The 26,369-nt window shown below is 59.3% G+C and carries 25 protein-coding genes; 13 read left to right on the forward strand and 12 right to left on the reverse strand.

Annotated features, from left to right (window positions below; all coding sequences use genetic code 11):
* The first annotated feature begins 1 nt into the window (after nucleotide 1).
* Together AC2FNL_RS09715 and AC2FNL_RS09720 are read left to right on the forward strand one after the other, a co-directional pair.
* The gene (locus tag AC2FNL_RS09715) at nucleotides 2-883 is read left to right on the forward strand and encodes a DMT family transporter (RefSeq protein WP_496833343.1); all 882 of its coding nucleotides are present in this window, start codon (nucleotides 2-4) and stop codon (nucleotides 881-883) included.
* Entirely contained in the window at nucleotides 880-1,743 is an 864-nt protein-coding gene (locus AC2FNL_RS09720; RefSeq protein ID WP_496833345.1) for a sugar kinase, read from the forward strand. The genes AC2FNL_RS09715 and AC2FNL_RS09720 overlap by 4 nt, the downstream gene beginning before the upstream one ends.
* Here AC2FNL_RS09720 and AC2FNL_RS09725 read toward each other — a convergent pair.
* Together AC2FNL_RS09725 and uxaC are read right to left on the reverse strand one after the other, a co-directional pair.
* Complete coding sequence (locus tag AC2FNL_RS09725; protein ID WP_496833346.1) at nucleotides 1,730-2,926, reverse strand: mannitol dehydrogenase family protein; 1,197 nt, start codon at nucleotides 2,924-2,926, stop codon at nucleotides 1,730-1,732. The two genes, AC2FNL_RS09720 and AC2FNL_RS09725, sit on opposite strands and share 14 nt — an antisense overlap.
* The gene (gene uxaC, locus AC2FNL_RS09730; RefSeq protein ID WP_496833347.1) at nucleotides 2,927-4,270 is read right to left on the reverse strand and encodes a glucuronate isomerase; all 1,344 of its coding nucleotides are present in this window, start codon (nucleotides 4,268-4,270) and stop codon (nucleotides 2,927-2,929) included. It lies immediately after the preceding gene.
* Nucleotides 4,271-4,393: 123 nt separating this feature from the next.
* On the opposite strand from uxaC, the gene AC2FNL_RS09735 reads away from it, so the two are divergent.
* From AC2FNL_RS09735 to AC2FNL_RS09765, 7 genes are all read left to right on the forward strand, one after another.
* Nucleotides 4,394-5,410, forward strand: a complete 1,017-nt coding sequence (locus AC2FNL_RS09735; RefSeq protein WP_496833348.1) for a Gfo/Idh/MocA family protein — start codon at nucleotides 4,394-4,396, stop codon at nucleotides 5,408-5,410.
* Complete coding sequence (locus AC2FNL_RS09740) at nucleotides 5,407-6,408, forward strand: Gfo/Idh/MocA family protein (protein ID WP_496833349.1); 1,002 nt, start codon at nucleotides 5,407-5,409, stop codon at nucleotides 6,406-6,408. The genes AC2FNL_RS09735 and AC2FNL_RS09740 overlap by 4 nt, the downstream gene beginning before the upstream one ends.
* Nucleotides 6,405-7,457, forward strand: a complete 1,053-nt coding sequence (locus AC2FNL_RS09745) for a Gfo/Idh/MocA family protein (RefSeq protein ID WP_496833351.1) — start codon at nucleotides 6,405-6,407, stop codon at nucleotides 7,455-7,457. Before AC2FNL_RS09740 ends, AC2FNL_RS09745 begins: the two co-directional genes overlap by 4 nt.
* On the forward strand, nucleotides 7,454-8,635 hold the full coding sequence (gene uxuA, locus AC2FNL_RS09750; protein ID WP_496833353.1) for a mannonate dehydratase: 1,182 nt from the start codon (nucleotides 7,454-7,456) through the stop codon (nucleotides 8,633-8,635). The genes AC2FNL_RS09745 and uxuA overlap by 4 nt, the downstream gene beginning before the upstream one ends.
* 224 nt (nucleotides 8,636-8,859) lie before the next feature.
* Nucleotides 8,860-9,750 (forward strand): NAD(P)-dependent oxidoreductase, encoded by an 891-nt coding sequence (locus AC2FNL_RS09755; RefSeq protein ID WP_496833355.1) that lies wholly within the window; start codon nucleotides 8,860-8,862, stop codon nucleotides 9,748-9,750.
* Nucleotides 9,751-9,761: 11 nt separating this feature from the next.
* Nucleotides 9,762-10,625 (forward strand): sugar phosphate isomerase/epimerase family protein, encoded by an 864-nt coding sequence (locus AC2FNL_RS09760; RefSeq protein ID WP_496833356.1) that lies wholly within the window; start codon nucleotides 9,762-9,764, stop codon nucleotides 10,623-10,625.
* Between the two features lie 111 nt (nucleotides 10,626-10,736).
* The gene (locus tag AC2FNL_RS09765) at nucleotides 10,737-11,156 is read left to right on the forward strand and encodes a secondary thiamine-phosphate synthase enzyme YjbQ (RefSeq protein ID WP_170437089.1); all 420 of its coding nucleotides are present in this window, start codon (nucleotides 10,737-10,739) and stop codon (nucleotides 11,154-11,156) included.
* A gap of 30 nt (nucleotides 11,157-11,186) precedes the next feature.
* On the opposite strand, the gene AC2FNL_RS09770 is transcribed toward AC2FNL_RS09765, so the two are convergent.
* From AC2FNL_RS09770 to AC2FNL_RS09805, 8 genes are all read right to left on the reverse strand, one after another.
* A complete protein-coding gene (locus tag AC2FNL_RS09770; protein WP_093961700.1) occupies nucleotides 11,187-11,957 on the reverse strand; it encodes an SDR family oxidoreductase in 771 nt (256 codons plus the stop codon).
* On the reverse strand, nucleotides 11,954-12,994 hold the full coding sequence (locus AC2FNL_RS09775) for a zinc-dependent alcohol dehydrogenase (RefSeq protein WP_496833358.1): 1,041 nt from the start codon (nucleotides 12,992-12,994) through the stop codon (nucleotides 11,954-11,956). Before AC2FNL_RS09775 ends, AC2FNL_RS09770 begins: the two co-directional genes overlap by 4 nt.
* A complete protein-coding gene (locus AC2FNL_RS09780; RefSeq protein ID WP_496833359.1) occupies nucleotides 12,991-14,091 on the reverse strand; it encodes a mandelate racemase/muconate lactonizing enzyme family protein in 1,101 nt (366 codons plus the stop codon). Before AC2FNL_RS09780 ends, AC2FNL_RS09775 begins: the two co-directional genes overlap by 4 nt.
* Nucleotides 14,088-15,086 carry an ABC transporter permease gene (locus tag AC2FNL_RS09785; protein WP_496833360.1) on the reverse strand — a complete coding sequence of 333 codons (999 nt, stop codon included), beginning with the start codon at nucleotides 15,084-15,086 and terminating at the stop codon, nucleotides 14,088-14,090. The genes AC2FNL_RS09780 and AC2FNL_RS09785 overlap by 4 nt, the downstream gene beginning before the upstream one ends.
* Nucleotides 15,087-15,089: 3 nt before the next feature.
* A complete protein-coding gene (locus tag AC2FNL_RS09790) occupies nucleotides 15,090-16,067 on the reverse strand; it encodes an ABC transporter permease (RefSeq protein ID WP_093961696.1) in 978 nt (325 codons plus the stop codon).
* Nucleotides 16,052-17,587, reverse strand: coding sequence for a sugar ABC transporter ATP-binding protein (locus tag AC2FNL_RS09795; RefSeq protein ID WP_496833362.1), 1,536 nt, complete (start codon nucleotides 17,585-17,587; stop codon nucleotides 16,052-16,054). Before AC2FNL_RS09795 ends, AC2FNL_RS09790 begins: the two co-directional genes overlap by 16 nt.
* A gap of 67 nt (nucleotides 17,588-17,654) precedes the next feature.
* Nucleotides 17,655-18,629, reverse strand: a complete 975-nt coding sequence (locus AC2FNL_RS09800) for an ABC transporter substrate-binding protein (RefSeq protein ID WP_093961695.1) — start codon at nucleotides 18,627-18,629, stop codon at nucleotides 17,655-17,657.
* Nucleotides 18,630-18,684: 55 nt separating this feature from the next.
* A complete protein-coding gene (locus AC2FNL_RS09805; protein WP_496833363.1) occupies nucleotides 18,685-20,106 on the reverse strand; it encodes an aldehyde dehydrogenase family protein in 1,422 nt (473 codons plus the stop codon).
* Nucleotides 20,107-20,389: 283 nt separating this feature from the next.
* On the opposite strand from AC2FNL_RS09805, the gene AC2FNL_RS09810 reads away from it, so the two are divergent.
* Both AC2FNL_RS09810 and AC2FNL_RS09815 read left to right on the forward strand, forming a co-directional pair.
* Entirely contained in the window at nucleotides 20,390-21,418 is a 1,029-nt protein-coding gene (locus tag AC2FNL_RS09810) for a LacI family DNA-binding transcriptional regulator (RefSeq protein ID WP_496833364.1), read from the forward strand.
* A 10-nt stretch (nucleotides 21,419-21,428) separates the two neighbouring features.
* A complete protein-coding gene (locus AC2FNL_RS09815; RefSeq protein ID WP_496833365.1) occupies nucleotides 21,429-23,066 on the forward strand; it encodes a GMC family oxidoreductase in 1,638 nt (545 codons plus the stop codon).
* Nucleotides 23,067-23,214: 148 nt separating this feature from the next.
* On the opposite strand, the gene AC2FNL_RS09820 is transcribed toward AC2FNL_RS09815, so the two are convergent.
* Nucleotides 23,215-23,526 carry a cupin domain-containing protein gene (locus tag AC2FNL_RS09820; protein WP_496833366.1) on the reverse strand — a complete coding sequence of 104 codons (312 nt, stop codon included), beginning with the start codon at nucleotides 23,524-23,526 and terminating at the stop codon, nucleotides 23,215-23,217.
* Between the two features lie 35 nt (nucleotides 23,527-23,561).
* Nucleotides 23,562-24,242 carry a GntR family transcriptional regulator gene (locus AC2FNL_RS09825; RefSeq protein WP_093961691.1) on the reverse strand — a complete coding sequence of 227 codons (681 nt, stop codon included), beginning with the start codon at nucleotides 24,240-24,242 and terminating at the stop codon, nucleotides 23,562-23,564.
* 259 nt (nucleotides 24,243-24,501) lie between these two features.
* On the opposite strand from AC2FNL_RS09825, the gene AC2FNL_RS09830 reads away from it, so the two are divergent.
* Nucleotides 24,502-25,287, forward strand: a complete 786-nt coding sequence (locus AC2FNL_RS09830; RefSeq protein ID WP_496833367.1) for an SDR family NAD(P)-dependent oxidoreductase — start codon at nucleotides 24,502-24,504, stop codon at nucleotides 25,285-25,287.
* Between the two features lie 51 nt (nucleotides 25,288-25,338).
* Nucleotides 25,339-26,322 (forward strand): TRAP transporter substrate-binding protein, encoded by a 984-nt coding sequence (locus AC2FNL_RS09835; RefSeq protein ID WP_093961689.1) that lies wholly within the window; start codon nucleotides 25,339-25,341, stop codon nucleotides 26,320-26,322.
* Nucleotides 26,323-26,369: the final 47 nt, after the last annotated feature.

Below are 26,369 nucleotides of genomic sequence, written 5' to 3' on the forward strand. Positions count from 1 at the left end.
TATGGCCGTCATCGCCAACCCCAACGCGGACCTGCCGCGCCTTGGCATCGTGCTGATGCTGACGGCGTGGCTGTTCTTTTCGCTGGTTGACCTTGGGGCCAAATGGTTGGCGTTGGCCGGCGTGCCGGCGTTTCAGTTGGCGTTCATGCGCTATGCAGGGCACTTCGTGATCTCAGTGGGCGTGATCGCCAAGGGCGGGATCGAGGCTGGCCGGTTCAAGACCGACCACCCTTGGCAGGTGATAAGCCGGGCATTACTGCTGATCTCGGCGACCGTTTTCAACTTCTATGCCCTGCGGTTTTTGCCTCTGACCGTCGTGTCGGCAATCATGTTCTCAAGCCCGGTCATCGTGTGCTTCCTGTCCGTTTTCGTGTTGAAGGAGAGAGTGGGACCATGGCGTTGGGCGGCTATCATCCTGGGCTTTTTGGGGGTGCTGGTTGTCGTGCGGCCGTTTGGTTCGGCTTTTCATCTGACCATGCTGCTGATCGTCTACAATGCCACCGCTTTGGCCTTGTACTCGATCATGACGCGCAGGCTGTCGGGGGTTGTTGCCGTGGACACCATGCAATTCTACCTCGGACTTACCGGTACAGTGGTCCTGCTGCCCTTCGCCATCTGGTTTTGGATCCAACCGGAAAACACGTGGAGCATGATCGTCCTGATCAGTCTTGGCGTCTTTGGATGGTGCGGGCATCAACTGCTGACGAACGCGCATCGGTTCGGAACGGCGAACCAGCTGATGCCATTTACCTATTCGTTCCTGATCTATGTTGCGATCTGGGGTTATCTGTTCTTTGACACGGTACCGGACGCATTCACGTTGGCAGGGGCTGCGCTGATCATGGCTGCCGGTCTCATCATCTGGAAAAGAGAAAAGAAATGATGCGAATTGCCTGCATCGGCGAAGCAATGATTGAATTGTCCATGCTGGAAACCGGCGCGAAGGTGGGTGTCGCGGGCGATACGCTGAACACGGCCATCTACATGCACCGCGCAGCGCCTGACCTGCAGGTGGAGTATGTGACATGTCTGGGCGACGACCCGTTCTCGGGGCGCATCGCGGACTTCATCGCCAGTCATGGCGTCGGGACATCCGGCATCCGCATCATTCCGAACGCCTCTCCGGGCCTGTACGCGATCACGACCTCTGCGGACGGTGAACGCAGCTTTACCTATTGGCGCAGCGAAGCGGCCGCCCGTCAGCTTTTTTCCGATCACGATTTCAGCTCGTTGAACGGTTATGACGTGCTGTATTTGTCGGGGATTTCTGTGGCCATTCTTCCGCATTCGGTAAGGCTTGCGCTTCTGGACTGGCTCGAAGGCGCTTCAGTCCGGTTGGTCTATGACAGCAACTTTCGTCCGCGTCTTTGGGACAGCGTTGAACACGCCCGGCAGATCAACCAACGGCTTTGGCGGCGTGCTGACTTTGCCCTGCCATCCATCGACGACGAGATGGCACTGTTCGGGGAAAGCGCCGATCAGGTGGCGGCACGCTTTGCGGGTCATCACGGAGTCGGCGCGTTGAAGCGCGGAGAGAATGGCCCCCTGTCCATCGGTCAGAACATTGACCAAACCTATGAGCCTGCCAAAAACGTGCTGGATACGACCGCGGCGGGCGACAGTTTCAACGGTGGGTACCTTGCGGCGTTGCTGACTGGGAAATCACAGGCCGAGGCCTTGATGGCTGGACACAATCTGGCATCCACCGTTGTTCAGTTCCGCGGCGCGATCATTCCCGGATAAGCGGCGCGAGATCCTCGGCTCCGACAAGACGCAAAAGCGGCACTAGCGGATCTGGCTGCTTGGCAGCCAAAGCGATTTCCGACGCGCACGGATCGTTCAGCGCCCTGCCCTTGGCGGTCTCGGACATGCAATAGGAGATCCAGGCCCGCATCCCCGCAATCACCGCCTGAGAGCCGGTCTCACGGAGTGTGGGAACAAATCGATAGGGCAGCTTCTGGCTACCATCCATCGCGATTTGGTCCAGACGGTGCGCCAGCTCGGGGTTTTCAAAACGGCGCAACAGAGCCTCGGCATAGTCCGGAGCTTGCGCTTGCAGCGCTGCGGGCAGCGTTGCGCCCGCATCCTTCATCAACTCGGAAACCAGCGGGCGCAGAACCGGGTCTCGAACCGCTTCGTGGACATAGGTCAGACCTCTCTCCAACCCGGCATAAGCCAACAGGGAATGGGCCCCGTTCAACATGCGCAGCTTTCGCATCTCGTGCGGGGCCACGTCATCGACCAGTTGCACGCCCTGCCAATCCGGATGTGGGCCAGCAAAACTGTCTTCGATCACCCACTCCGAGAACGCCTCGGTCGGAACGGCCATAGGGTCACCGCTGATTGCGCGAACGGCGTCCGTTGTGGCCGGGGTGATCCGGTCGACCATCGCGTTGGGAAAGCGAACGACGTCCCAATTGACGTCCAGACCGGCTGCATTGGCAAAATCGGATACGGCCGTTTCGAGCGTTTTTCCGTTCTCCATACGATTGTCGCAGCTCAGCACCGTCACTGGCTTGCGCCGTTCCGCAAGACCAAAGGCAAGAAACCCGATCAGCGTTGCGGGCCCCTGCCCCGCCAGATCGGCGACAATCGCCGGGTCCCGAAGGTTCAGCTTGCCCGCGGCATCAAGATGATAACCTTTCTCGGTCACTGTCGCCGAGATGATCTCGGCATCCGCCATCACATCGAAAACCGCTGCACGATCCTCGGGCGCGACCAGAACATCCCTCAGAACTTTGATGCGACGGACACCCTGCCCCTGTACGCACAGATCGTACTCGAAACCCTGTCGGGCCAATCCATCCCGAACCGAGGATGAACGCAGGCTGACGCCGACAACGTCCCATCCGCCCGCTTGATCGGTGTAGTCCAGCAAATGCGCCCGGGCAAAGTTTCCGAGGCCGAAGTGAAGAAGTGTACCCATCTAGCTTTGCAACCCATAAACCTGTTTCGCCAGATCGACCGCCAGCAACCGAGCAAGATGCTCGGCACTGTCCCGACCGAAGTAACCGCGCGCAACCTGCTCGGCCAAATGAATCGCCACGCCTCGCCGCCAGAGGTCATGTCGTGCAGGAATGGACAGAAAGGCTCGCGTGTCGTCATTGAATCCGGCCAGGTTGTAGTACCCGGCCGTCTCAACGACCTGATCGAAATACCGCGCAATCCCAGCCGGGCTGTCATGGAACCACCAAGGCGGTCCGATCCGAAGGCACGGCCAATGTCCCGCCATAGGGGCCAATTCACGGGCATAGGTGCCTTCGTCCAGTGTGAACAGAATGATGCGCAGTTCCGCTGAGTTTCCGACCCGGTTCAACAGCGCCTCAAGGCCCGTGACCCAATCCATCGCGATTGGAATGTCGGCCCCCTTGTCCCGTCCGAAGTCCCGCATTACCGAGTCGTTCGTGTTGCGCTTGCTGCCTGCATGTATTTGCATGGTCAGTCCATCATCGACAGACATCTGCGCCATTTCGATCAGCATATGCCCATAGAACCGGCGCGCGTCCTGTTCGGTCCCTTCCCGCCGTCTCAGCCGTTGGTAAAGCGCATCCGGGTCCTCCAGCCACTCGGTCTGTACGCGTTCGATACCGTGGTCCGTGGCGGTACAACCAAGCTGGATGAAATAAGCCCGCCGCATCCGCAGCGCGTTGAGGTAGCCATCATAGCTGTCCAGATCGCAGCCTGTCAGCTCGGCCAACTTGTTCAGGTTCTGTACGAACTCCGGGTCCGCCCCATCCAAAACCCCGTCCGGGCGGAACGTCGGAACAACCCGCCCGCCCCAACCGCTTGCACGGATCTCCTGATGCTGTGTGAGAGTGTCGAGAGCCGAATCCGTAGTGGCCAGAACCTCGATCCCGAACCTGTCGAACAAAGCCCTCGGGCGAAAATCGGGTTGCGCCAGCTTTTCGGAGATCTTGTCGTAGATCAGATCTGCCGTACGCGAAGACAACTCCTCAGACACGCCCAGCGTTTCATGCAGCACGTAGTTCATCCAGATCCGGGAAGGCGTTCCCAGAAACAGATGCCAGTGCTCGGCAAAGGTGCGGAAAACGGCGCGAGGATCCTTCTTTCGCCCCTCTTCCCCAACGCCGAGTTCCGACAAGGGAACTCCCTGCGAATAGAGCATACGGAACACGTAATGGTCGGGGACCACCAACAGCTCTGCCGGGTTGGGGAACGGCGCATCGGTTGCAAACCACCCCGGATCGCAGTGACCATGCGGAGACACGATCGGCAGGTCCTTGATGCCCAGGTACAGGTCTTCTGCCATCCCATTCAAATTGCCAGTCAATTCTGCCTCCGATACTGCTACCCGCAATTGTTAACACAGTTTTTAATGGTTGCATCTTTCCCGTTCGAACCCGCAGACTGACCGGGTGATCCGGGGGACTGAATGAATATTGCGCTGATTGGTTTGGGGATGGTTTCTGGCACGCATGTCGCCGCCATTCGGGCATCGGATCAAGGCCTCAGTCTTGCCGGAGTCCTCGGGCGCAGTCCTGACAAGGCAGCTGAGTTCGCGCGGCGAAACGAGACCCGCGCATTCGTCTCGGTCGAGGAAATCGCAAACGACCCAAAGGTCGACTTTGCGATCATCGCAACCCCGCCCGATCAGCGCACAGAGTTGGTACAGATTCTTTCGACCGCTTCGAAACCTATCCTGATGGAAAAGCCCATCGAAAGAACGCTGGACGCCGCGAAAGCCATTGTCGGGCAGTGCGAGGCCTCTGGCGTACCGCTGGGCATCGTTTTTCAGCACCGCGCCCGCGCCGCCTCGCATGCGCTGAAATCGGCCATCGAACAGGGGGAACTGGGCACGATCGCCACAGTGGAGATCCGTGTCCCCTGGTGGCGCGATCAGAGCTACTATGACGAGCCAGGGCGCGGCACGTATGCACGTGACGGAGGCGGCGTCATGATCTCGCAGGCGATCCACACGCTTGACCTCGCGATGTGGCTACTGGGGCCGATCTCGGACATTCAGGCCGTGATGAGAAAAACTCCACTACACGATCTCGAGGCCGAGGATTGGGCGGGTGCAATCTTTGAAATGGACAACGGCGCGGTGGGAACGTTGATGGCAACTACCGCCGAATATCCCGGGGCTGCTGAGTCCATCACGATCCAGGGCACGCGCGCCAAAGCGCATCTGGAGTCAGGTGTCCTGACCGTGACCACTTTCGACGGCCGGGAATCCACGGTCGGCGAAACCGCCGCCACAGGCGGAGGGGCCGATCCCATGGCGTTCACGCATGCGTGGCACCAAGCGGTCATCGAGGACTTCGCCAAGGCCGTTTCCAGTGGAACGCAACCTATGGCCACAGGACGCAGTGCCCTTTTGACCCACGCCGTCATCGACGCGATGCAGATCGCCAATCGAACCGGCCAGAAAACACGAGTCATCTCATGAGCCTGACCTGCGTCGCCCTTGGCCTGGACCACCGCCATATCTATGGCATGACAGAAAACATGCGCAAAATCGGCGTAGACTGCGTTGGCTATTGGACACAGGGCGATCCGGAGACGCTGGCGGGCTACGTCAAAAGGTTTCCCGATATTCCGCGGCTGGCCCGACTGGAAGACGCCCTGACCAGCGGGGCGGATCTGGCGCTGATTTCAGCGATACCGGCAGATAGGGCCGCGTTGGCGGTCCGCGCGATGCAGAACGGCATGGATGTCATGAGCGACAAGCCGGGCTGCACGACGTTCGAGCAACTGGACCAGATCAAGCGAACGGTTGCGGACACCGGTCGGATCTGGTCGGTGAACTTCTCGGAACGGTTCGAAACGCCCGTCAGCACCCGGGCCACCGAGCTGGTCGAGGCCGGTGCCATCGGGCGCGTGGTCCAGACGGTCGGACTTGGCCCGCACCGATTGAACCGGGCAACCCGGCCTGAATGGTTTTTTCGGCGTGACCGCTATGGCGGCATTCTGACCGACATCGCCTCACATCAGATTGATCAATTCCTACATTACACAGGTTCAAAAAGCGCAGAAATCACGAACGCCTACGTGGCGAACTACGCATACCCGAAGGATCCCGGATTGCAGGATTTCGGCGAGGTCAATCTGCGCGGCGAGAATGGCACCGGGTACATCCGGGTTGACTGGTTCACGCCAGATGCCCTGCCAAACTGGGGGGATGGTCGTCTGACGATCCTGGGCACCGAAGGCTATGTCGAGTTGCGGAAATACGTCGACGTGGGTGGAGCCACGGGGACAGATCATCTGATCCTCGTCAACGGAGAAACCTGCCAAAAGATCGACGCATCCGACGCCGGCCTCCCCTACTTTGCGCGCCTGGCCGATGACATTCGCAACCGGACTGAAACCGCAATGACGCAGACCCACTGCTTTACAGTCATGGAACTGGCACTGCGCGCGCAGGAAATGGCGGAACGCAGATGATCAACGTTGCGATCCTCGGCGCAGGTATCGGTGCGCAACATCTGGACGCTCTGGAACGGCTTGACCGCACCTTTTGCGTAGCCGCCGTGGTCGACCAGAATACGGACCGGATCGAACAGATACGACAGAACTCGGGTTTTCGAACACTGACCAACATTCAGGACGCTCTGGATGATCCGACGATTGATGTCATCGACATCTGCCTGCCGCCGCATCTGCATGTACCAACCACGCTTGCGGCACTGGCCGCAGGAAAACACGTTGTCTGCGAAAAGCCTCTTGCGACCTCGATGCGGGATGTGGATCGGATCACGGCAGCCGCACGCAACGCGGGCAAGCATGTGTTTCCGGTTTTTCAATACCGGTGGGGCACGTCATTGGCCCAACTGCGCCACCTGCAACGCGCAGGCCTGACCGGAGCGGTCCAAACTGCCGCGCTTGAAACCCATTGGTCCCGAGGGGCGGACTATTACGCGGTGCCGTGGCGGGGAACATGGGCCGGTGAACGCGGCGGCGCGGTTCTGGGCCATGCCATCCACAACCATGATCTGCTGACACATATTGCGGGCGATATCGCCTGGGTGTCTGCAATGACCACAACGCGGGTCAACCCGATCGAGACCGAAGACTGTGCCGCAATCTGCTTTGGCATGGCTTCCGGAGCCTTGTGCACAAGCAATATCACCTTGGGCGCTGCCACGGACGAAACCCGCCTGCGGTTCGTCTTTGAAAAATTGACCGCCACCTCTGGCACCGAACCTTATGCCCCGGGTCAAACGCCCTGGTCATTCGTCGCGCGGGACCCGGCGGATCAAGCCGCTATCGACGCGGCTCTTGCAGCCGCCGCTGCCGAGCCAACGGGGTTCGAAGGGTTTTTTACCGAAGTCGGCAAGGCGCTGCGGTCCGAGGCAAATTCGGCCGTTACGCTGAAGGATGGCGCTGCGTCCATCGGCCTTGTTACGGCGATTTATCACGCGGCGCGCACCGGGCAGCGCGTTGCCCTTCCCATCAGGCCCGATCACCCACTGTATGAAGGATGGCTGCCATGAAACAATGCTGGCGTTGGTTCGGACCCGATGATCCGATCGCTCTGGCCGATCTACATCAGGTCGGGGTTCAGGGCATCGTTACTGCGTTGCATCACATCCCGCCTGGACTGCCCTGGGACGAACCGAGCATCGCCGACCGGCAGGCCGTTCTGGCCGCGGCCGGGTACAGTTGGGACGTTGTCGAAAGCCTGCCAGTCTCCGAGGCGATCAAGACGCAGTCGGCAGACATGGCCGAGCATCTGCAGGCGTACAAGTCCAGCCTCAGGGCTCTATCCGCCAGTGGCATCAAAGTTGTTTGCTACAACTTCATGCCGATCCTGGATTGGACGCGCACCGCCCTTCGTGCCCCACAGCCGCATGGCGGAACGGCCATGCTGTTCGACCTGACCGATTTTGCAGTTTTTGACATACATATTCTCGAACGTCCGGGCGCGTCCGAAGACTATTCCAACACCGTCCAGCAAGTGGCCAAGGATCGCTTTTCGCGCATGTCGGAGGAATCCAAGGCCCAGTTGCAGCACAATGTCACCGCGGGGCTGCCCGGCGCCAACGATCAGTGGAGCGTAGAGGACGTACGCGGCTTGCTGCAGACATATGCCGAGATAGACCGTGACCGGCTGCGCGCGAACCTCATCGACTTCCTGTCTGAAGTCGCCCCGGTCGCCCAAGAATTGGGTCTGCGCTTGTGCTGTCATCCCGATGATCCACCCTTCTCGTTGCTCGGTCTGCCGCGGGTCATGTCCAGTACCGAGGACTACGGCGCCGTACTGGATGCGGTTGATATGCCCGCGAACGGCGCAACCTTGTGTACCGGATCGCTTGGTGTTTCCTTCGAATTCGATGGGCCAGACTTCGTGCGCCGGCATGGCGACCGGATTCACTTTGTTCACTTGCGAAATACCCGACGCATCGCGGGGTCGGACAGCCAGAAGCCGGATTTCTATGAGGCTCCGCATCTGGAGGGCGACACCGACATGGTCGGAACCATTCGCGAGTTGATGAACGAACAACGCCGCCGCAAATCTCAAGGGCGTAGTGACTGGCAAATTCCGATGCGACCCGACCACGGACAAGAGCTGCTGAGCGATCTGGGCGGACACAGCACTCCCGGCTATCCGCTGATCGGACGCATGCGCGGGTTGGCGGAACTGCGCGGCATCATGGCGGCGTTTTCCTGACACGTCGGATCAGGCAGTTTCTTTCCGCCAGTAACACTTCTTTGCTTGCCTGTGTGCCGCATTCTTCGTTTACTTGCGTGACGTAAACGGGCAGCGGGGTGTCTTCCGGACTCGCCCGACGTCTGTTCAAGACGCGTGAAACTCCCGCGAAAACCGATGCCTTGAGGCATCAATTTTCGAAACGTCTGCCAGACGGCAAAGACGGAAGAACGGGAGGAGTCCAAATGAAAACAGCAGGTGTAATCGGTCTTGGCGACATGGGCAGCGGCCTTGCCAAGAACCTGATCAAGAATGGCTTTGAAACATCCGGTTTCGACCTGAGCGAGACACGCATGACCGCATTTTCCGACATGGGCGGCCTGGCCAAGGACAGCGTGGGTCAGGTCGGTCGTCACGCCGCCAGCGTGTTTGTCATGGTGATGAACGGAGATCAGGCCCGCGATGTCATTCTGAGTGAAGACGGACTGGTTGCTAACATGGCCGAAGGCGGAACTGTGATCCTGTCCGCGACCATTACACCGGCCGAAGCAAGCGCCATCGGGCAAGACATGGAGGGTTCGGGCATCCACCTGATCGACACTCCGGTCTCGGGTGGGTTTCCCGGCGCGCAGAACGGCACTTTGACGATGATGGCTGCCGGTGCCGCGGATGTGCTGGATCGAAATGCCGAAGTCATGCAGGCAGTGTCGGCAACCATCCACCGGGTCGGAGAAAACGCCGGTGACGGGCAAACCGTGAAAGCCTGCCTGCAATCCCTGATCGGATCGATCTTTTCCGCCACATTCGAGGCTGCGGCCCTGGCGGCCAAAGCCGGTGTCAGCGGTCAGGCATTGCTTGACGTGTTCTCATCCTCCAGCGCGGGGTGCGGTGTTGTGAACACCGCCCTTGAAAACATCATTGATCGCAAGTTTGAGGCTACCGGCAGCCATATCGCAACCATGCACAAGGACCTGACGATCTCTCTGGCACTAGCCGGTGCGTTGGGCGTTCCCATGCATACCGCCTCGTCCGCAATGCAGATCTTTCACGCCGGAAAAACCAAATACCCGAACGGCGACAACTGGGTGTGTACCCGCGTCATCGAAGAGATCGTTGGCGCAGAATTGCATCGCTGAGGGAACCGGACATGAAACTAGGTGTGATTTGCGACGGCATTTCCCGCGATCTGCGGCATGCCGTGGACGTTATGGACGAATTTGGCCTCGACTATGCAGAGCTTCAATTCGTAGGCGACACCGAGGTCGGGGACCATTCCCCGCAGGAAATTGCCGAGATCGACGCGCTCTTGCGCGACCGGGGCAAGCCTGTGTCCTGTCTGTCGCGCCATATCTTCGCGGGGATGACAGCTGCCAACAGGCCCGGTGACGACCTGCACACCCGACACATGGACGCCTTGAAACGTGTGATCGACATGGCGCATGTCGTGGGGTCTCCGCTGGTTCGGATCATGACCCAACGAAAAGAGCAGATACTCTGGGGAAAAAACGGCGCCGAGAAGTGGAACGTGGCGCATGGGATATGGGACTCGATGCCGCCGCTGATCGCGCCGGCGGTTGAATTGGCCAGGACTGAGGGCGTGACGCTTGTCGTGGAAACCGGAAACGGCACGCTGGTCAATTCCAACTATACCGCCCGCAAACTGATCGACGAGTTGGATACAAAGGATGCGTTGAAAGTTCTTTGGGACCCCGGAAACAACTGCTGGTGCCATGAACTGGCATACCCGGACGGTTACGAAGAACTGCGCGGCGGCTATTTAGGTCACATTCACATCAAGGACGTAAAGGTCGACACGCCACGGGCAACGCTGGAAGTGCGCCGTATGGGGGAAGGTCAGCTTGCGCCTCTGTTCCAACCCATCGCGGACGCGCTCCGATCCGATGGCTATGATGGCGTGATTTCCTTCGAGAGCGTTTATCATCCCGGCAACGGAAACTTCGAAGATGGGTTTCGTCTGTGTGTGGACAGGTTCAAAAACCTGTTTGCATGAATGAAAGCTCTATCGTGTTACAAATCAAATACTTAAGCCTCAACTATGAATGCCGAATGGGGTGCGGAAAGCTGGGCGCATTCGCGCAAGATCAAGGAAAGGATCTGATGGATGAAGCAAGAGTTTTTTGAGCTGTCCATTGAAACGCCCGGCAAATCCCTCACCGACATCAGCGGGGTGGTTCAGCGTGCGGTTTCCGAACATGAGTTTGTCTCGGGTCTGCTGACCCTTTGGTGCGTCCACACCGGTGCCGCGCTGTTGGTTCAGGCCAATGCCGATCCCGAGGTGGTCAAGGATATCGAGACGTTCTTCGAAGAACTGGTCCCCAAATCACCAGGCAAATATCACCACCGCCCGAGCGAAGACGACAACGCACCATCGCATTTGCGGGCGCTGTTGACGCAAACGCAGGTGTCCATCCCGGTCGAACAGGGGCAGCTTCCGCTGGGCCGCGTACAAAGCCTGTATCTCTTCGAACATCGCGAGGCACCCAAGACACGACGATTGAAGGTGCACTACATCGGGACGTGATGCCTTGTGTCACATGGAGAGTTGACGGGGTTACCGCCCCATCCAGCCCCCGTCGACAACAAGGATTTCACCGTTGACGTAGTCCGACGCTGCAGAAGCCAAAAAGACTACAGGTCCGGCAAAATCACCAGGCGTACCCCAACGGCCTTGTGGTGTTCGTTCCAGAATCGACTTTGATCGAACCGGATCGTCCTGCAAGGCTTGGGTATTGTCAGTCGCGATGTAGCCGGGGGCGATCGCATTCACGTTCACACCCTGCCCGGCCCATTCATTGGCCAAGGCCTTGGTCAGCTGTCCAATCCCACCTTTCGACGCCGCATATCCGGGCACGGTGATGCCGCCCTGAAACGTCAGCAGCGAGGCGGTGAAGATGATCTTGCCCGAGCCGCGCGCCAGCATGTCCTTGCCGATCTCGCGAGACAGAACAAACTGAGAGGACAGGTTGACCTCAATCACTTCGTCCCACCAGTCGTCCGGGTGTTCGGCGGCAGGTTTGCGTTTGATTGTACCGGCATTATTGACAAGGATATCAGGGGTTTGTCCATCGGCTCTTAACTGATCAATAAACCCATGCAGTGCAGAGCGGTCCGAGAAGTCGCATTGGTAAGCCCGGAAACTGCGCCCCATCGCCGTGACGGCTTTTTCGACCTCCGAGCCGGACAGCTCGAGCGAGGCGGACACACCGATGATGTCTGCTCCAGCCGATGCCAATGCCTCGGCCATGCCGCGCCCGATGCCGCGTTTGCATCCGGTCACAAGGGCCGTTTTTCCCGTCAGGTCGAAACTTTGCAAAACACTCATGAACGCGGTCCTACTTCGATCAGGCTTTTCATTGCGGTTGGGCTGCGATCCAGTGCTTCGAACGCGGCCTGAATGTCTGCCAGAGGGCTGACATCAGTGATCACGACATCCGCGTCCACTCCGCCCGAGGCGACAACTGCGATCGCCTTCTCGTAATCCTCCGGCTCATAGACCCGAGCACCGATCAGTTGCAGCTCTCGCCAGAAGAATTGGAAGAGGTCGATCTTGGGTTTTTGAGCATGGATCGCGACCATCACGATCCGGGCCCGCGTCGCGGCAACGGCTGTCATCGCATCAACACCGGGCTGCGTTCCCGATACCTCGAAAACTACATCCGCCCCTTTGTCGCCCGTGCGCCCGTTGATCGTGGCCACCAGATCGGTTTCGATTGGGTTGATCGTGTCAAAACCAAGCTTTTCGGCAATGGCCAAGCGGTTTGGGTTCACTTCGGAAATCACGACGTTTCCGCCCGCGTCCCGCGCAACCATGGCAACCAGGATGCCGATCGGGCCGCCGCCGATGACGACGACGTCCTCGCCAGGTTGCAGGCCAGACAAGCGCACATCGTGGCAGGCAACGGCGACCGGCTCGATCAGCGCCGCGTGATCCATGCGCAAGTCATCCGGCAGAACGTGCAACGTATGGGCCGGAACGGTCCAGATCTCTTGCATGGCACCATCGGTATCGAGGCCGAGAAACTTGAGGTTCTGACAGATATGCTGATGCCCCCGTTTGCAGGCCGGGCACTCGCCGCAGTGATCAAGCGGTCGGACGACGACCTTTTGGCCGGGTTTTATCGTATCGACGCCCTCGCCCACCGCTTCTACGACACCGGACATCTCATGCCCAATTACCCGGTTCAGGCCGACACGGGCATCCATGTTGCCGTGGTAGACGTGCATATCCGTCCCGCAAATCCCGCAATAGGCAACGCGAATGGCGGCCTCGCCGGGGCCCGGTGCCGTCGCCTGGGCCTGTTCCACGGCAAAGCTCTTGTTGCCCCTGTAGTACGCCGCAGAGATCGTCTGGGTCGTCATGTATGCATCTCCCTGTGTTCCGCATTCAGTTTGTCCCAGTCGAATTCCACTCCGGTCCCCGGCGTATCCGGGGCCACGGCCAGGCAGTCTTCCACGACCAGCGGACGGGTCGTGTACTGGTCTATCGGGAATGAGTGTACTTCCAGCCAACCCGCATTGGGTTGCGCAGAAACAAGGCTGACGTGCAGCTCCTGCATGCCATGGCTACAAACCGGAATGCCGTGCTGGGCGCTCAGCGCGGCTACGCGCAACCAGCCGGTAATCCCGCCACAGTTTGAGGCATCGGGCTGGATGAAACTCAGCTTCGCATCATCGAAGGCGTACTCGAATTCGTGAATCGTGTGCAGGTTTTCACCCATGGCAAGGGGAACGCCCGTGGCTTCGGCAATTCGGCCATAGCCTTTGTAGTCGTCTGGAATAGTCGGTTCCTCGAACCACAGGATATCGCAGTCGGCGAACCCTCGGGCTGCCACGATGGCCTGCTCTACGCTCATGGAGTAATTCGCGTCGACCATGAAGAACCGGTCCGGCCCCAGCATCTCGCGCACTGCCCGGGCACGTGCAAAATCGTCGGCCAGATCCGGTTGCCCAACCTTGATCTTGACCGCGTTGAACCCACGCGCAAGGTAGCCTTCGGTCTGCCGCAGCAGTTTCTCCAACGAGAAATTCAGGTCGATCCCGCCGGCGTAGGCCTTGCACCGTTTGGACGCTCCGCCGGCCATTTGCCACAGCGGTGCATTCTGCCTTCTGCCACGAATGTCCCAAAGGGCAATATCCACGGCCGAGATGGCGAACGATGCGATCCCGCCCCGTGCGACGTAGTGGACATGCCACTGCATGGCATCGTACAGGCTTTCGATCTGTTCGGCGTCTTGTCCAACCAGGAACGGCGCTAGATCATGCTGGATCATCGCCAAGATGGCGTGGCCGCCCTTGCCACCGGTATAGGTATACCCAACCCCCTCGACCCCATCCGACGTTTGAATGGCAACGGTGATCAATTGAAAGAACGTGTGATCCCCATGTTTGGCATCGACCAGGACTTCGGCGAGCGGGACGTTGAATAGCCGCGCTGAAACACTTTCTATGCGATTCACGAACCCAAGACCTTCTGCTGCCTGGCAATAACCCGAGACTGTAAAAGGATGACCGCAAAAAGAAAGCCTCCACGTATGACCATCTGCCAATAGGCGCTGAAACTGATGGTCCCCTGACCGTTTTCAAAGTTCAGAACGTTGAACACCAGACCCAGCAAAAGCGCTCCGGCCACGGTCGCAGGGATCGAACCCATCCCACCTGTCAACAAGGTGCCGCCCACAACAACGGACGCGATGGCCGACAATTCCCATCCGATGCCCTCAAGGGGTTGTCCGGCTCCAAAACCCGAGGCCAGAAAGACGCCAGCCAGCCCTGCGCAGCCGCCCGAAAGCAGGTAGACGAAAGCCTTGGCACGATTCACCTTCAGACCCATGAGGTTCGAGGCATCCTCGCTGCCACCGATCGCCAAGACGGTCCGCCCGATGGTTGTTCTTTCCAGCACCAGCCACAGTACCAGCATCAGTCCGGCCACTATGACTATTGCCCATGGAAACAGACCAAACGCCTGCCCCATGCCAAGCTTGGTAAAGTTCGACCCCCAATCAACCGAAATTGTCTGGGCGCCCGAAATCACCAATGCGCCGCCTTTTGCGGCAAGCATGGTCGCCAGTGTGGCGATGAAGGGCGGAATCCGAAGGATGATGATGCAAAAGGCGTTGATCGCTCCGAAGCCCACCCCGGCAAGCACGGCCCCCGGCAGCGCAACCTGAATCCCGTATGGGCTGAGATAGGCCGCAACAACCGACGTAAAGGCCGCAACGGATCCAACCGACAGATCAATCCCGCCGGTCATGATCACAAAACACATACCCAGCGCAATCGCGATGAACATCGCGTTGTAGTTCAGGAAAGACGAGAAATTGTAGGCGCTGCCAAAGTTGTCATAGCGCATCAGCCCAAACAGGATCAAAGCCAGCAGTGCGATCCACGCCGTCACCGAAGCCGAATTGCGCCGAAGGTACTTTCGCAGGTCAAAAGCCGTTTCATCCAACATCGATCAAGCCCTCCGGAACTGCTGGACCCAGACGGCCAGGATAATAATGACCGCTTTGGCGATTAGTGCAACTTCGTCCTCTACCCCGTTGGCCAGCAATGTATATTTGACCAGCTGGATGATCACGGCGCCCAGTATGGCACCAAAGATCGGCGCCCGTCCGCCTTGTAAAAGAGCCCCGCCAACGACGGCGGCCGCGATGGCGTCAAGCTCCATCAGATTGCCGTTGCGCGCGGCGTCCGAGGCCGAGTTGATCGCAACCACGATCAGACCAGCCAAGCCCGCAAGCACCGCGCAGATGACATAGGCCCCGATCTTGACCCGCCGGACGGGACCACCCGCCAGATAGGCCGCACGTTCATTTCCGCCGATCGCCAGCAGGTAGCGGCCCCAAGTGGTCCTGGTGATCACCCAGAACAGCACACAGGCAATGGCCAGCGCCAGCCAACCCTGGAACGGCAAGCCAAGCACCTTGCCGGTTCCAAGATAACTGAATGAAGGGTTTGAAAATGTCTGCAGGTTGCCATTCGTCAAAACCTGGGCAATACCGCGACCCGAGATGAATAGAATGAGCGTCGCAATAATGGGCTGCACGTTCAACACGGCAACCATCACGCCGTTGAATACCCCGCATAAACCCGCGACGAACAGTGGCAGGACAATGGCCAAAATGACGCCAAGCATCGGATTGGCGGCGCCCAGATCCGATAGAAAGATCAGCGGGGCCAACGCCCCCGCCAGAGCCATGACAGCGCCAACCGACAGATCAATTCCACCCGTGGCGATGACAAGCGTCATACCCATGGCCACGATGGCGATCGTGGCAACCTGGCTGATATTCACGAACAGGGTCTGCAGCTGCAGGAAATTGGGGGTGAAAAACGCGTTGAACACCAGCAGGGCGACCAACGCGGCGATGCCGCCATGAAAGCGGAAGGGCATCGATGCAACCCGTTGAGGCAACTTCATTGCGCGGTCCATGAACCAGTTCCTTCTTCATGATGCGCAAGCGCGCGCACCAGTATGTTCTCGGTAATCCCGGGGTTAGTCAGTTCCTTGACCGAGCGACCCTCGTGCATGACCACAATGCGGTCGGCGCCTTCCACCAGTTCTTCGAATTCCGAACTGATTAGGACGACGCCAAATCCTTTCTCGACATAAGACCGAATGAACGATTGGATCTCTCGCTTGGCGCCGACATCTACGCCTCGGGTCGGTTCGTCCAGTATCAGGATGTCTGGCTGTGTCGCCAGCCAACGGGCAAGGAGTACCTTTTGCTGGTTGCCGCCGGACAACTCGCGAATGGGTTGGTCCATATGCGCCGCCTTGATACCCAGATCGTCGATGAAGGCCTGAACGATCTCGCGCTCGCGGGCAAAGTCGATCTGACCACGGCTGGCCAGTTTCGGCAGCAGGGCCAGCGTCATATTCTCGCGCACGGACATGTCAGGAATGATCCCTTCGGCCTTGCGATCTTCGGTCAGAAAGCCAACCCCGTTTGCGATCGCGTCACCCGGTCCGGACGGTTGCCCGACCGCACCGTGCAGCTCGATTGCGCCGCCGCGTGCACTATCCACTCCGAACAATGCGCGCGCAGCCTCGGTCCGGCCAGAGCCCAGAAGCCCGCCCAGCCCAACGATCTCCCCGCGGTGGAGCGTGAGGTCGAAATGCGTCAGTCGCGGGCCTGTCGAAACAGAGTCGGCCCGCAAAACGATATCGCCTTTCTTGGCCTTGGCGCCTGCAAAGTCCGTGAGTCCGTCTGCCGCGATCTCGTCCTTGTTGCGGCCCAGCATGTCCGCGATCATTTCCAGTTTGGTCGTGCCCTGCACGTTGCGCGTGCTGACGGTACGCCCGTCTCGCATCGTTGTGACCCGGTCGCAGATCTGGAACAGCTCATCGAGAAAATGCGAGACATAAAGAACGGAAACACCCTGTTTCTTTAACTCGCGCACCACACCGAACAGAACCTCGACCTCGCTGGCATCCAGTGACGAGGTGGGTTCGTCCATGATGACCAGCTTTGCGTCCAATGACACAGCCCGCGCAATCGCAACCAACTGCTGGATCGCTGTCGAGAAATTTCCCAGCGGCTCGGTCACGTCGATATCTATGCCAAAGCGCGCAAGAACCTCGCGTGCGCGCCTGTTGCCTTCGCGCCAGTCGACGAGAAAGCCAAGACGTTTGGGCTCGTACCCCATGATGATGTTCTCGGTCACTGACCGCAGCGGCACCAGGTTGAGCTCTTGATAGATCGTGGCAATTCCGGATTCCTGCGCTTCGCGCGGAGTGGAGATGCGGCTCGGCACACCCGCCAGATGGACGTCTCCGGCATCCCGGTCGTAAACTCCGGTCAGGACCTTGATCATCGTCGATTTGCCGGCACCGTTCTGACCGATCAGCGCATGAACCTCGCCCGGTGCGATCTCCAGGCTGGCCTGGCTGAGTGCCGGTACGCCGGCAAAGGACTTTTCAATTCCCGACATCGAGACGAGCGCATTCATGAGATGTCTTCCTCCGATTGCTTGCAGGCGGCGCCGACCACAGGCCAGCACCACCCACCAGGGAGAATCAATAGGCTTCGTCGATGTGATCGGCCGCGTTGTCCTTGGTAAAGATGCGATCTTCGACTTTCACCCATTCCGGGATCGTCTCGCCAGCCGCGTATTTCTTCATGACCTCACAGGCCAGTGGGCCGAAGAAGGGCGAGCTTTCAACCGTGACGCCCATCTTGCCGTCGATGATGGCCTGAAGCGCATCGCGTGTCCCGTCGATCGACACGATGGTCACGTCCTCGCCGGGTTTGCGGCCGGCCAGTTCCAGAGCTTGGATCGCGCCAATCGCCATCTCGTCATTGTGGGCGTAGACCACGTTCACGTCAGGATGCGCCTGCAGCAGGGTTTCCATCACCTGACGACCCAGGTCGCGCGCAAAGTCCCCGGTCTGAGACGCCACGATTTCAAAACGGTCATCCGCTGCGATCGCGTCGTCGAAGCCCTTTTTGCGGTCATTTGCAGGCGAGGACCCTGTCGTGCCTTCCAACTGGACGATGATGCCTTTGTCGCCCTCGAAATTTTCCATCAGCCATTGCGCGGCCCGGTTGCCCTGATCAATGAAATCCGACCCAAGGAATGCCACGAAATGTTCGCCCGGCTTGGCGACGGCCGGATCAACCGAGCGGTCCACCAGAAAGGTCGGAATGCCGGCGGCACGAGCCTTCATAACGGCCGGGATCAGCGGCTTTTCTTCCCGCGGGGGCAGGAACAGGACGTCGATGCCTTGGGCGATCATGCTGTCCACATCCGCAACCTGCTTGGCCGCAGATCCGGCCGCATCCGTCGCGATAAGATCCCAGCCGCAGGCCTCGGCGGTGTCATGGAACGATTTCGTCTCGGCAATACGCCAGGGATTGTTCGACTCCATCTGCGCAAAGCCGACCTTGTAGCGATCTTTCTGCTCAAGCGGCGGCAGATCCTGCGCCATCGCCGTGGTGCCCAACAGCGCACCTGCGACAACCGTCGAGATCAAAAGAGTTCTGCGTTTCATGGTTATTCCTCCTCCATTGGTGCGGTCGCCTCCGTTTTGACCGCGAGTTTTCAGGTCATGCCCAATTCATGTAAGTTGTCTGTTTCCTCAGATAGCCATCGAAGCCATAGGCGCCGTCTTCGCCCCCAACCCCGGACAGCCCCCAACCAGTGTGAAACCCCTGCACGGCCTCGCCATTCGACCGGTTCAGGTACAGTTCGCCGAACTTCAAACGGCTCGGGGCCTCCATCAATCGACGGTGCGATGCCGTAAAGAGATAGGCGGACAGCCCGAAAGACGTGTCATTCGCAAAGGCTATCGCCTGATCAAAATCATCGACTCGCATGGCTGTCGCCACGGGACCAAAGACCTCCTCCTGCATTGCGGCATTGCCGTTGTCGGAGACCTCGAGAACGGTCGGGGACATCCAGTGCCCTTTGCGGTGCGCGCCGTCCTTCAAAGGCCCACCTTCGAGATGCACCGTGGCACCCTCAGCGATGCTGCGCTGGATGATTCCGGCGACCTTGGTCACTTCGTCCTTGCTGACTTTGGGCCCCAGGTCGCAGTCCTCCATCGGATCCCCGATCGACAAAGCGCGGGCTGCGGACACGAATTTCTCCAAAAACTGATCCGCAATGTCGCGATGCAGATACATACGCTCGTTGCAGGTGCAAATCTGGCCGCAATTGGCAAACCGGGCGGCAATGGCGGCCGAAACGGCGGCGTCAACATCCGCATCCTCCATCACGATGAACGGAGCCTTGCCCCCAAGCTCGAGCCGGACAACCTTGATCCGGTCGGCCGCGGTGCGAAAAATCTCTTTCCCGGCGCGCGTGCTGCCGGTCATCGTGATCAGCGACGTATCGGGGTGTTCAACCAACCGCTGCCCGACCACCGGCCCTTTCCCCGTCAGAACATTCAGAACGCCGGGCGGAAAGCCGACCTTGTCCGCAAGCTCGGCAACCGCGAGACCGGACAGCGGCGTGATTTCATGCCCCAACAAAACAACGGTGTTGCCCGCGACCAGCGCTGGCCCGATTTTCCTGGCGGCCAATGCCAAGGGATAGTTCCAGGCCGTCAGCGCAACGACAACACCATAGGGATGGCGCCGAATCTGGATTTCTTCGGACCTGTTGTCCGAGGCCACTATGTCACCCGAAATGCGTCGGGCCTCTTCAGCTGCATGGCACAGAAAGGTGACGGCGGCATCCACTTCACCTCGAGCTTGCGAGATCGGCTTGCCCTGCTCGGCTGTGATCAAAGCAGCCAGACGCGCGGCGTCGGCCCGGATAGCCTCGGCGAGCTTTCGGACCATTTGCGCCCGCTCGATCGCCGGGCGCGCAGACCACGCGCCAAAAGCCCGGCGGGCCGCATCGACCGCCGCATCGGCATGAATGGCACCACCATCTGGAACCTGCGCAACGATCTCTTCATTTGCAGGGTTTTCGACATCGACCGCGTTCGCGTCAAAGTCGGCAAAGCGGCCATCGATGAACATCGAATGACGAACGACTTGACCCAACTCCCCCACAACAGACCGCAATTTCGCCTCCCGCACTTGCTCGGCCAGACCACAATGGCGACCGCACCGCCGATCAAAACACTAATAATATTATTTCGTCAACACTAATATTAATTATCATCCACTAATATTAGTTGCGCGCCCTCCGGATAGTCGATAAATAGGATGCGAACAAAAAGGTTGAGCGATGAACGATCAAGCGAACAAAGCCGGGCAGCACAGGGGCGTAGGACGAGTCGCGGGCCGGCAGCGCGTAACGATGCACGACATTGCGCGGGTCGCCGGGTGTTCGCAGACGACAGTATCGCTGGTTCTCAACAAGAATGATTCCGTCAAGATCTCCGAGGATACCAAGCAACGGGTCCTGGATGCCGCCAACACGCTTGGATACGCCATGCCCTCTCAACTCAGGACACCCCAGGACAGCGCGCGCCGGCCCGCGGCGCTGGACGGAACCATCGCTTTCGTCGTGGATGATCTGGCGTCGAGCCCCGAAATGGTGAACGCGTTCAACGGGGTGAAACAGGCCGTTCGGGACACCGGAAATCTTGTGTTGCTGGCCGAAACCCAAAACGACCCCGAGGTCGAGCCCAGAACGCTGAGGTATTTCCTCGACCAACAGGTTGCAGGCATCATCTACGCGACCGTTTTCACGCGACGGGTGGTCGTGCCGGACATCCTCAGGCAGACGGCCACCCCGGTTCTGCTGTTGAACTGCTTCTGCGACGACCTCTCTTTTCCTGCGGTGATCCCCGGCGAAGTCGCTGCCGGACATACGGCGACCAACGCCCTGATCAAGGCCGGGCACAAACGAATTGCCACCATCACCGGCGAGCCGTTTATGGAATGCGCCGCCGGGCGTACGACCGGGTACAGAAACGCTCTGGCTTCCGCCGACATCCCATTTGACGAGGATTTGGTCATCGAGGGCAACTGGCTGCCCAGCGCAGGCTACGCCGCCACGCGGGAATTGATGGACCTGCCCTCACCGCCAACCGCCATTTTCTGCCAGAATGACCGCATGGCGATCGGGTGCTATGAGGCGCTCAAGGAACTTGGCCTGTCCATCCCCGAGGACATTTCGGTCATTGGATTTGACGATGACGAAACCGCGCGACACCTGTCGCCGCCCCTGACGTCGATGATCCTTCCCACCCGGGCGATGGGACGCTGGGTCGTCGAACAGTTGTTCCATGGACCGACGGACGGTCAGCGGCATCCACTCGTGAAGCTTGAATGCGAACTGGTCGAGCGTGACTCGATCAGCGAACCCAAACGCCGGACCTGAAGGCGAAATCATGACGGAAACCTTCGATCACATCGTCATCGGCGGCGGCTCGGCCGGCGCCGCGGCAGCAGCGCTGCTGGTCAACAAGGGCAAGTGCAGGGTTCTGGTGCTGGAGGCGGGGCATTCGCATCGCCATCCGCTGTTGGACATGCCGCCGGGTATCTTCAAGATGATCAACGGGTCCAAGTTCATGACCTACCACCAGACCGAACCGCAGGACCACCTGGACGGCCGCATGCATGACATTCCGCAGGCCAATGTACTGGGCGGCGGGTCGTCGGTGAATGCGCAGGTCTATATGCGTGGCCGGCCTTCCGACTATGATTCGTGGGACGACCTGCTGCGACAGAACAACGACGGGGTCGGTTGGGGGTGGGACGATGTGCTGCCTTATTTCCGCAGGATGGAAGGCAACAACAGGCTTCACAACGACCTGCATGGCAGCGACGGTCCGGTGCAGGTCTCGGATCCGGGGCATATCGACGACATGTCCCGTTGGTTCGTTCAGTCGGTGCAGGCCCTTGGCGAACCATTCAACACGGACTTCAACGGCGCCACGCAGCGCGGTGTCGGGTTCTATCAATTCACCAATCGCGCCGGAAAGCGCAGTTCGTCAGCTTACGCTTTCCTCGCCCCACTCGAGACGAACCCGAAATTGACCATCCGGCTTGGCGCAAAAGTCAGCAAAATCATCATCGAAAACGACCGGGCCGTCGGCGTGCAGTATCGCGACAAACGCGGGTCCCACACCGTCCGGTGTGATGGTGAGGTTGTGCTTGCGGCTGGCGCCCTGGTCACGCCGAAAATTCTTATGCTGTCGGGTATCGGACCGGATGCACATCTTGCCGAACACGATATTCCCGTGGTCTGCTCATTGCCCGGGGTTGGCCAGAACCTGATCGACCACCCCGAGGTTCCGATCACCGCCTTTGCCAACGGCGCTTACGGATATTTCAAGCAAGGTGAGGGCTGGCGGATGCTGCGCAACGGCATCCAGTTCAAGCTGTTCGGCAGCGGCCCGGTGACTTCGGCGGGGGTAGAAGCCGGCGCGTTCGTCAATCCGTCGAACCCTGATGGGGAACCGACCATTCAGGCCTTTTGCGTTCCCATCGTCTATCTGGATCGCGACGCGCTGGACGAGGTGCAGGATGACTTTGGCCTGACCGTCACGACCGTCGTGGTCAAACCGAAATCACGCGGTGAGGTTCGGCTTCGCTCGGCAGACCCCGACGCCATGCCAGTGGTTTCGCCGAACCTTCTTAAGCATGAAGACGATATGCAGGAGATGATCCGGGGGCAGCGTTTCTTTCGTCGGGCATTCACCTCGGGCCCGCTTGCGCAAAGGATCCGCGAAATCGTGATTCCTACAGCGGACGACGACCAGACGCTGCGAGCACATTGCAAACGGTTCGTGAAGACGAACTATCACCCGGCGGGCACTGCCAGAATGGGCCGGGACGGTGATGGAATGGCCGTGCTGGACCCCAGAATGCGCGTGCGCGGAATCGAGGGCTTGCGGGTGTGCGATATGTCCGCCGTGCCGGACATTAACGCAGGCAATACAAACGCACCCGCCATGATGCTGGGCGAACGATGCGCTGACCTGATCCTTGGCATTGGATCAGCACGCGAGGGCCGCAATTCCTAGCCCAAGCTGCGGAGCCACTGTCGGTTGATCCGATTTCCGGCGCAATGATATGCCCCGCGCCCGGCCCGTCTCGCCAAAAAACAGATTACGTGGCCTCAAGGCGTCAAGATAATCGCAGCCCGAGGCAAGGTCGCTCGTGGTAAGCGTCCTACAGAAAGTCGTCCCGCCTGGGCGTGAAACAATCGATCAACTCTCCGGCCGCCCGGCAAACACAACCATGGCTAACCCCGGACGGAATGATCAGGCTGTCGCCGGGCCCAAGCTCTCGCTCCTGATCTCCGATGACGAAATTGAACCGCCCGGACCGCACAAATGTCGACTGAACATGCGGGTGGTCGTGAAGTGCGCCTTCGGCACCTTCGTCAAACCGGAACGACACCATCATGAGGTCTTCGTGATCTGCCAAAACCTGGCGCCATACGCCCGGCGCGGGCGACACAATCGGATAGCTTTTTGTCATGATGCAGTGTCCTCGGTCAGGCGGCGGCGTTCATTTCACTCGAAATACTCGGCATGTTTCGCGTGAACCTCCTCGATGGTCTTGTCGATACGGCCCAGATGACGGCGAATGGTTTCGCTTGCCATCGCCTCGTCGCGGTCTGCAAGCGCCTTGGCCAGCGCCACATGATCCCGAACCAGAGTCTCGGCCTCGCTCTCGCGCCCGAGGCTCAGAACGCACAGGCGGTCGATCTTTCTTTTGCATTCCTGGATCGTGTCGAAGGCCAGCGGGTTGCCGCTCAACTCGCATATCAACCGGTGAAAGTCGTAGTCGAGTTGATGGAACTCTTCGGCGTCGCTCCTTGAAACCACGTCTTTCTGCTGCTTGAGATTGTCTTCCAGCAGCTTCGAGTATTCGGGCTTCCAGACCTGGCATGCAGCGCGCACCACCTCCAACTCGACGGCCAGGCGAACAAAGCGTGCATGACCGATCCGTTCCATTGAAAAGCTACGTACCCGGGTGGCTTTCTGAGGCCGGATCAGCAGCAAATCCTGCGCCTCGAGCCTGTTGAAAGCATCGCGGACAGGCTGTCTGGACACCTCAAATTTTTTTGCGATGTCTGCTTCGGACAGTTTCGTCCCCGGCAGGATTTCAAGCGAAACGATCGCCTCGTACAGGCTCTCATAAACGATGTCGGTGGTTGTGCGCCGCTCGATCTTGTCCGTAATACTTTGCATTTCCTGCCTTTTTCTGCGCGTGACCAACTCGGGCGATCTTCTGAGGCTCGAGGCCCCTCCCTCGATACTCCTCAATGTATCTCTAGCCAATTGATTTGGCACGCGCCGTGCGATGCCGTTTGTGATCCCCAAACAAAGTTGTTGACAATACTAGTATCCTAGTCGACTAAAATATGCAACACTGCTCCATGCCTGTTGGGACTCAAAGTTCGGAACGGGCGCGCCAACAGGCTGACCGGGGATCCAAAGGGACAAGAGAATGACCGAATTGAACGCTGAACAGATTGGCCTGAACCGGAACCTTGCAGGAAAGGTTGCGATCGTGACCGGCGGCGGACGGGACATTGGCCGTGCCTGTGTTCTGAAACTGGCCGAGGCCGGAGCGTCGGTCGCAATCAACTATCACAGCTCATCCACGGGTGCAGAGTCGGCGGTCCAGGAGATAACGGCTGCCGGCGGTCAAGCGATCGCCGTACAGGGCGACATGACCTCTGGCGCAGATGTAGACAGGCTGGTCTCAGAAACGATTGCCGCCTTCGGGCCCCAGATCGACATTCTTGTCCACGTGACCGGAGGGTTGGTGGCCCGAAAGACCCTGTCCGAGATGGACATGGACCATTGGCGTTACGTTATGGACCTGAACACCACTTCTTTTGCCCGTGCCGTTCAGTCGGTGTTGCCGCACATGAAAAAAGGTGGCGCAATCGTCGGGTTTGCAAGTCAAGCGGGTCGTGACGGAGGCGGTCCCGGCGCGGTCGCCTATGCGGCCTCGAAGGGGGCGGTCATGACGATGACACGTGGGCTGGCCAAGGAACTGGGCCCCGACATCCGGATCAATTCGGTTTGCCCGGGCATGATCGACACAGATTTCCACAATGTCTTCACCAAGACCGAAGTCCGAACCAACGTGGCCAGCGCCACACCGCTGAAACGCGAAGGCACGTCAGAGGATGTGGCAAACCTCGTCGCGTTTCTGGCCTCGGACGCCGCCGCATTCATTACGGGCGCGAACATCGACATCAACGGAGGCTTGCTCTTTTCATAGCCGGCTTCGACCGATCACCAAAAACATCTGTCTGCTTCTAGGGAGGAAAGCATGAACACCAAACTTACAAAAACACTGATTGGCGCCGCAGCCATGGTCGTCATGACCGGCAGCGCATCTTTGGCCGAGGATTGGCGCGGGTGGAACATCCACGCAGACGGCTACCCGAATACTGTCGCGATGGACAAATTCGCCGAACTGGTCACCGAAAAGACCGGCGGTGAAATCAACCTGCAAATGTTCCACGGCGGCACATTGGGCAGCCAGCCCGATGCGGTAGAACAGGTCCGTGCTGGCGCCCTGGAGGTCGGAAATTTCAACCTGGGTCCGATTGGACCGATTGTCGCCGAGGCAAATGTCGTTTCATTGCCCTTCATCTTCAAGGACGTCCCTCACATGTTCCGCGTTCTGGACAGCGAGGGCGGTGCCGCGATCGCGGCCGGTATGGCAGCCAAGGGTTTGACCCCGCTTGCCTGGTATGACGCCGGTGCCCGATCCTTCTACAATGGAACCAAGCCGATCAATACCCCGGCCGATGTCCAAGGCATGAAAGTTCGGGTCATGAACAACGACCTGTTCACCGGCATGATCGCCGAGCTTGGCGGCAACCCGTCACCCATGGCCTTCGCCGAGGTTTATCAGGCGCTGAAGACCGGGGTCGTCGATGGCGCCGAGAACAACTGGCCATCCTACGAGTCGACCGGCCATTTCGAGGTTGCCGGCTATTACTCGCTGTCCCAGCACCTGATCATTCCCGAATGCGTTTGCGTCAACACCGACAAATTCAACGCCTTGTCGCCCGAATTGCAGGCCGCAGTCAGAGAGGCGGCGCAAGAGTCCGCTGAATTGCAGCGGCAATTGTGGGCCGAACGTGAAGCGGCCAGCCGCGCAGCAGTCGAGGCTGCAGGTGTGGTAGTGAACGAAGTGGCCGACAAAGCGCCGTTCCAGGCCGCGATGGCCCCGGTCTACGAGGCCTATTTCGCAACGAACCCTGACCTCCGCCCGTTGGTTGAAACCATCCAGGCGACCGAGTGATCGGACCGCATCGGATCTGACACCGCCCGGCCCTGCCAATGCGGGGC

This window comes from Ruegeria sp. CRTD044, from assembly GCF_059613485.1.

Bases quoted from the DNA above. Each gene is read 5' to 3' on its own strand.
- AC2FNL_RS09720 (WP_496833345.1), top strand. From the start codon at position 880: ATGATGCGAATTGCCTGCATCGGCGAAGCAATGATTGAATTGTCCATG.
- uxaC (WP_496833347.1), bottom strand. From the start codon at position 4,270: ATGGCAGAAGACCTGTACCTGGGCATCAAGGACCTGCCGATCGTGTCT.
- AC2FNL_RS09785 (WP_496833360.1), bottom strand. From the start codon at position 15,086: ATGTTGGATGAAACGGCTTTTGACCTGCGAAAGTACCTTCGGCGCAAT.
- uxuA (WP_496833353.1), top strand. From the start codon at position 7,454: ATGAAACAATGCTGGCGTTGGTTCGGACCCGATGATCCGATCGCTCTG.
- AC2FNL_RS09820 (WP_496833366.1), bottom strand. From the start codon at position 23,526: ATGACAAAAAGCTATCCGATTGTGTCGCCCGCGCCGGGCGTATGGCGC.
- AC2FNL_RS09810 (WP_496833364.1), top strand. From the start codon at position 20,390: ATGCACGACATTGCGCGGGTCGCCGGGTGTTCGCAGACGACAGTATCG.
- AC2FNL_RS09775 (WP_496833358.1), bottom strand. From the start codon at position 12,994: ATGACGACCCAGACGATCTCTGCGGCGTACTACAGGGGCAACAAGAGC.
- AC2FNL_RS09790 (WP_093961696.1), bottom strand. From the start codon at position 16,067: ATGGACCGCGCAATGAAGTTGCCTCAACGGGTTGCATCGATGCCCTTC.
- AC2FNL_RS09765 (WP_170437089.1), top strand. From the start codon at position 10,737: ATGAAGCAAGAGTTTTTTGAGCTGTCCATTGAAACGCCCGGCAAATCC.
- AC2FNL_RS09825 (WP_093961691.1), bottom strand. From the start codon at position 24,242: ATGCAAAGTATTACGGACAAGATCGAGCGGCGCACAACCACCGACATC.
- AC2FNL_RS09715 (WP_496833343.1), top strand. From the start codon at position 2: ATGGCCGTCATCGCCAACCCCAACGCGGACCTGCCGCGCCTTGGCATC.
- AC2FNL_RS09770 (WP_093961700.1), bottom strand. From the start codon at position 11,957: ATGAGTGTTTTGCAAAGTTTCGACCTGACGGGAAAAACGGCCCTTGTG.
- AC2FNL_RS09835 (WP_093961689.1), top strand. From the start codon at position 25,339: ATGAACACCAAACTTACAAAAACACTGATTGGCGCCGCAGCCATGGTC.
- AC2FNL_RS09800 (WP_093961695.1), bottom strand. From the start codon at position 18,629: ATGAAACGCAGAACTCTTTTGATCTCGACGGTTGTCGCAGGTGCGCTG.
- AC2FNL_RS09795 (WP_496833362.1), bottom strand. From the start codon at position 17,587: ATGAATGCGCTCGTCTCGATGTCGGGAATTGAAAAGTCCTTTGCCGGC.
- AC2FNL_RS09760 (WP_496833356.1), top strand. From the start codon at position 9,762: ATGAAACTAGGTGTGATTTGCGACGGCATTTCCCGCGATCTGCGGCAT.
- AC2FNL_RS09735 (WP_496833348.1), top strand. From the start codon at position 4,394: ATGAATATTGCGCTGATTGGTTTGGGGATGGTTTCTGGCACGCATGTC.
- AC2FNL_RS09805 (WP_496833363.1), bottom strand. From the start codon at position 20,106: ATGTTCATCGATGGCCGCTTTGCCGACTTTGACGCGAACGCGGTCGAT.
- AC2FNL_RS09725 (WP_496833346.1), bottom strand. From the start codon at position 2,926: ATGGGTACACTTCTTCACTTCGGCCTCGGAAACTTTGCCCGGGCGCAT.
- AC2FNL_RS09740 (WP_496833349.1), top strand. From the start codon at position 5,407: ATGAGCCTGACCTGCGTCGCCCTTGGCCTGGACCACCGCCATATCTAT.
- AC2FNL_RS09745 (WP_496833351.1), top strand. From the start codon at position 6,405: ATGATCAACGTTGCGATCCTCGGCGCAGGTATCGGTGCGCAACATCTG.
- AC2FNL_RS09815 (WP_496833365.1), top strand. From the start codon at position 21,429: ATGACGGAAACCTTCGATCACATCGTCATCGGCGGCGGCTCGGCCGGC.
- AC2FNL_RS09830 (WP_496833367.1), top strand. From the start codon at position 24,502: ATGACCGAATTGAACGCTGAACAGATTGGCCTGAACCGGAACCTTGCA.
- AC2FNL_RS09755 (WP_496833355.1), top strand. From the start codon at position 8,860: ATGAAAACAGCAGGTGTAATCGGTCTTGGCGACATGGGCAGCGGCCTT.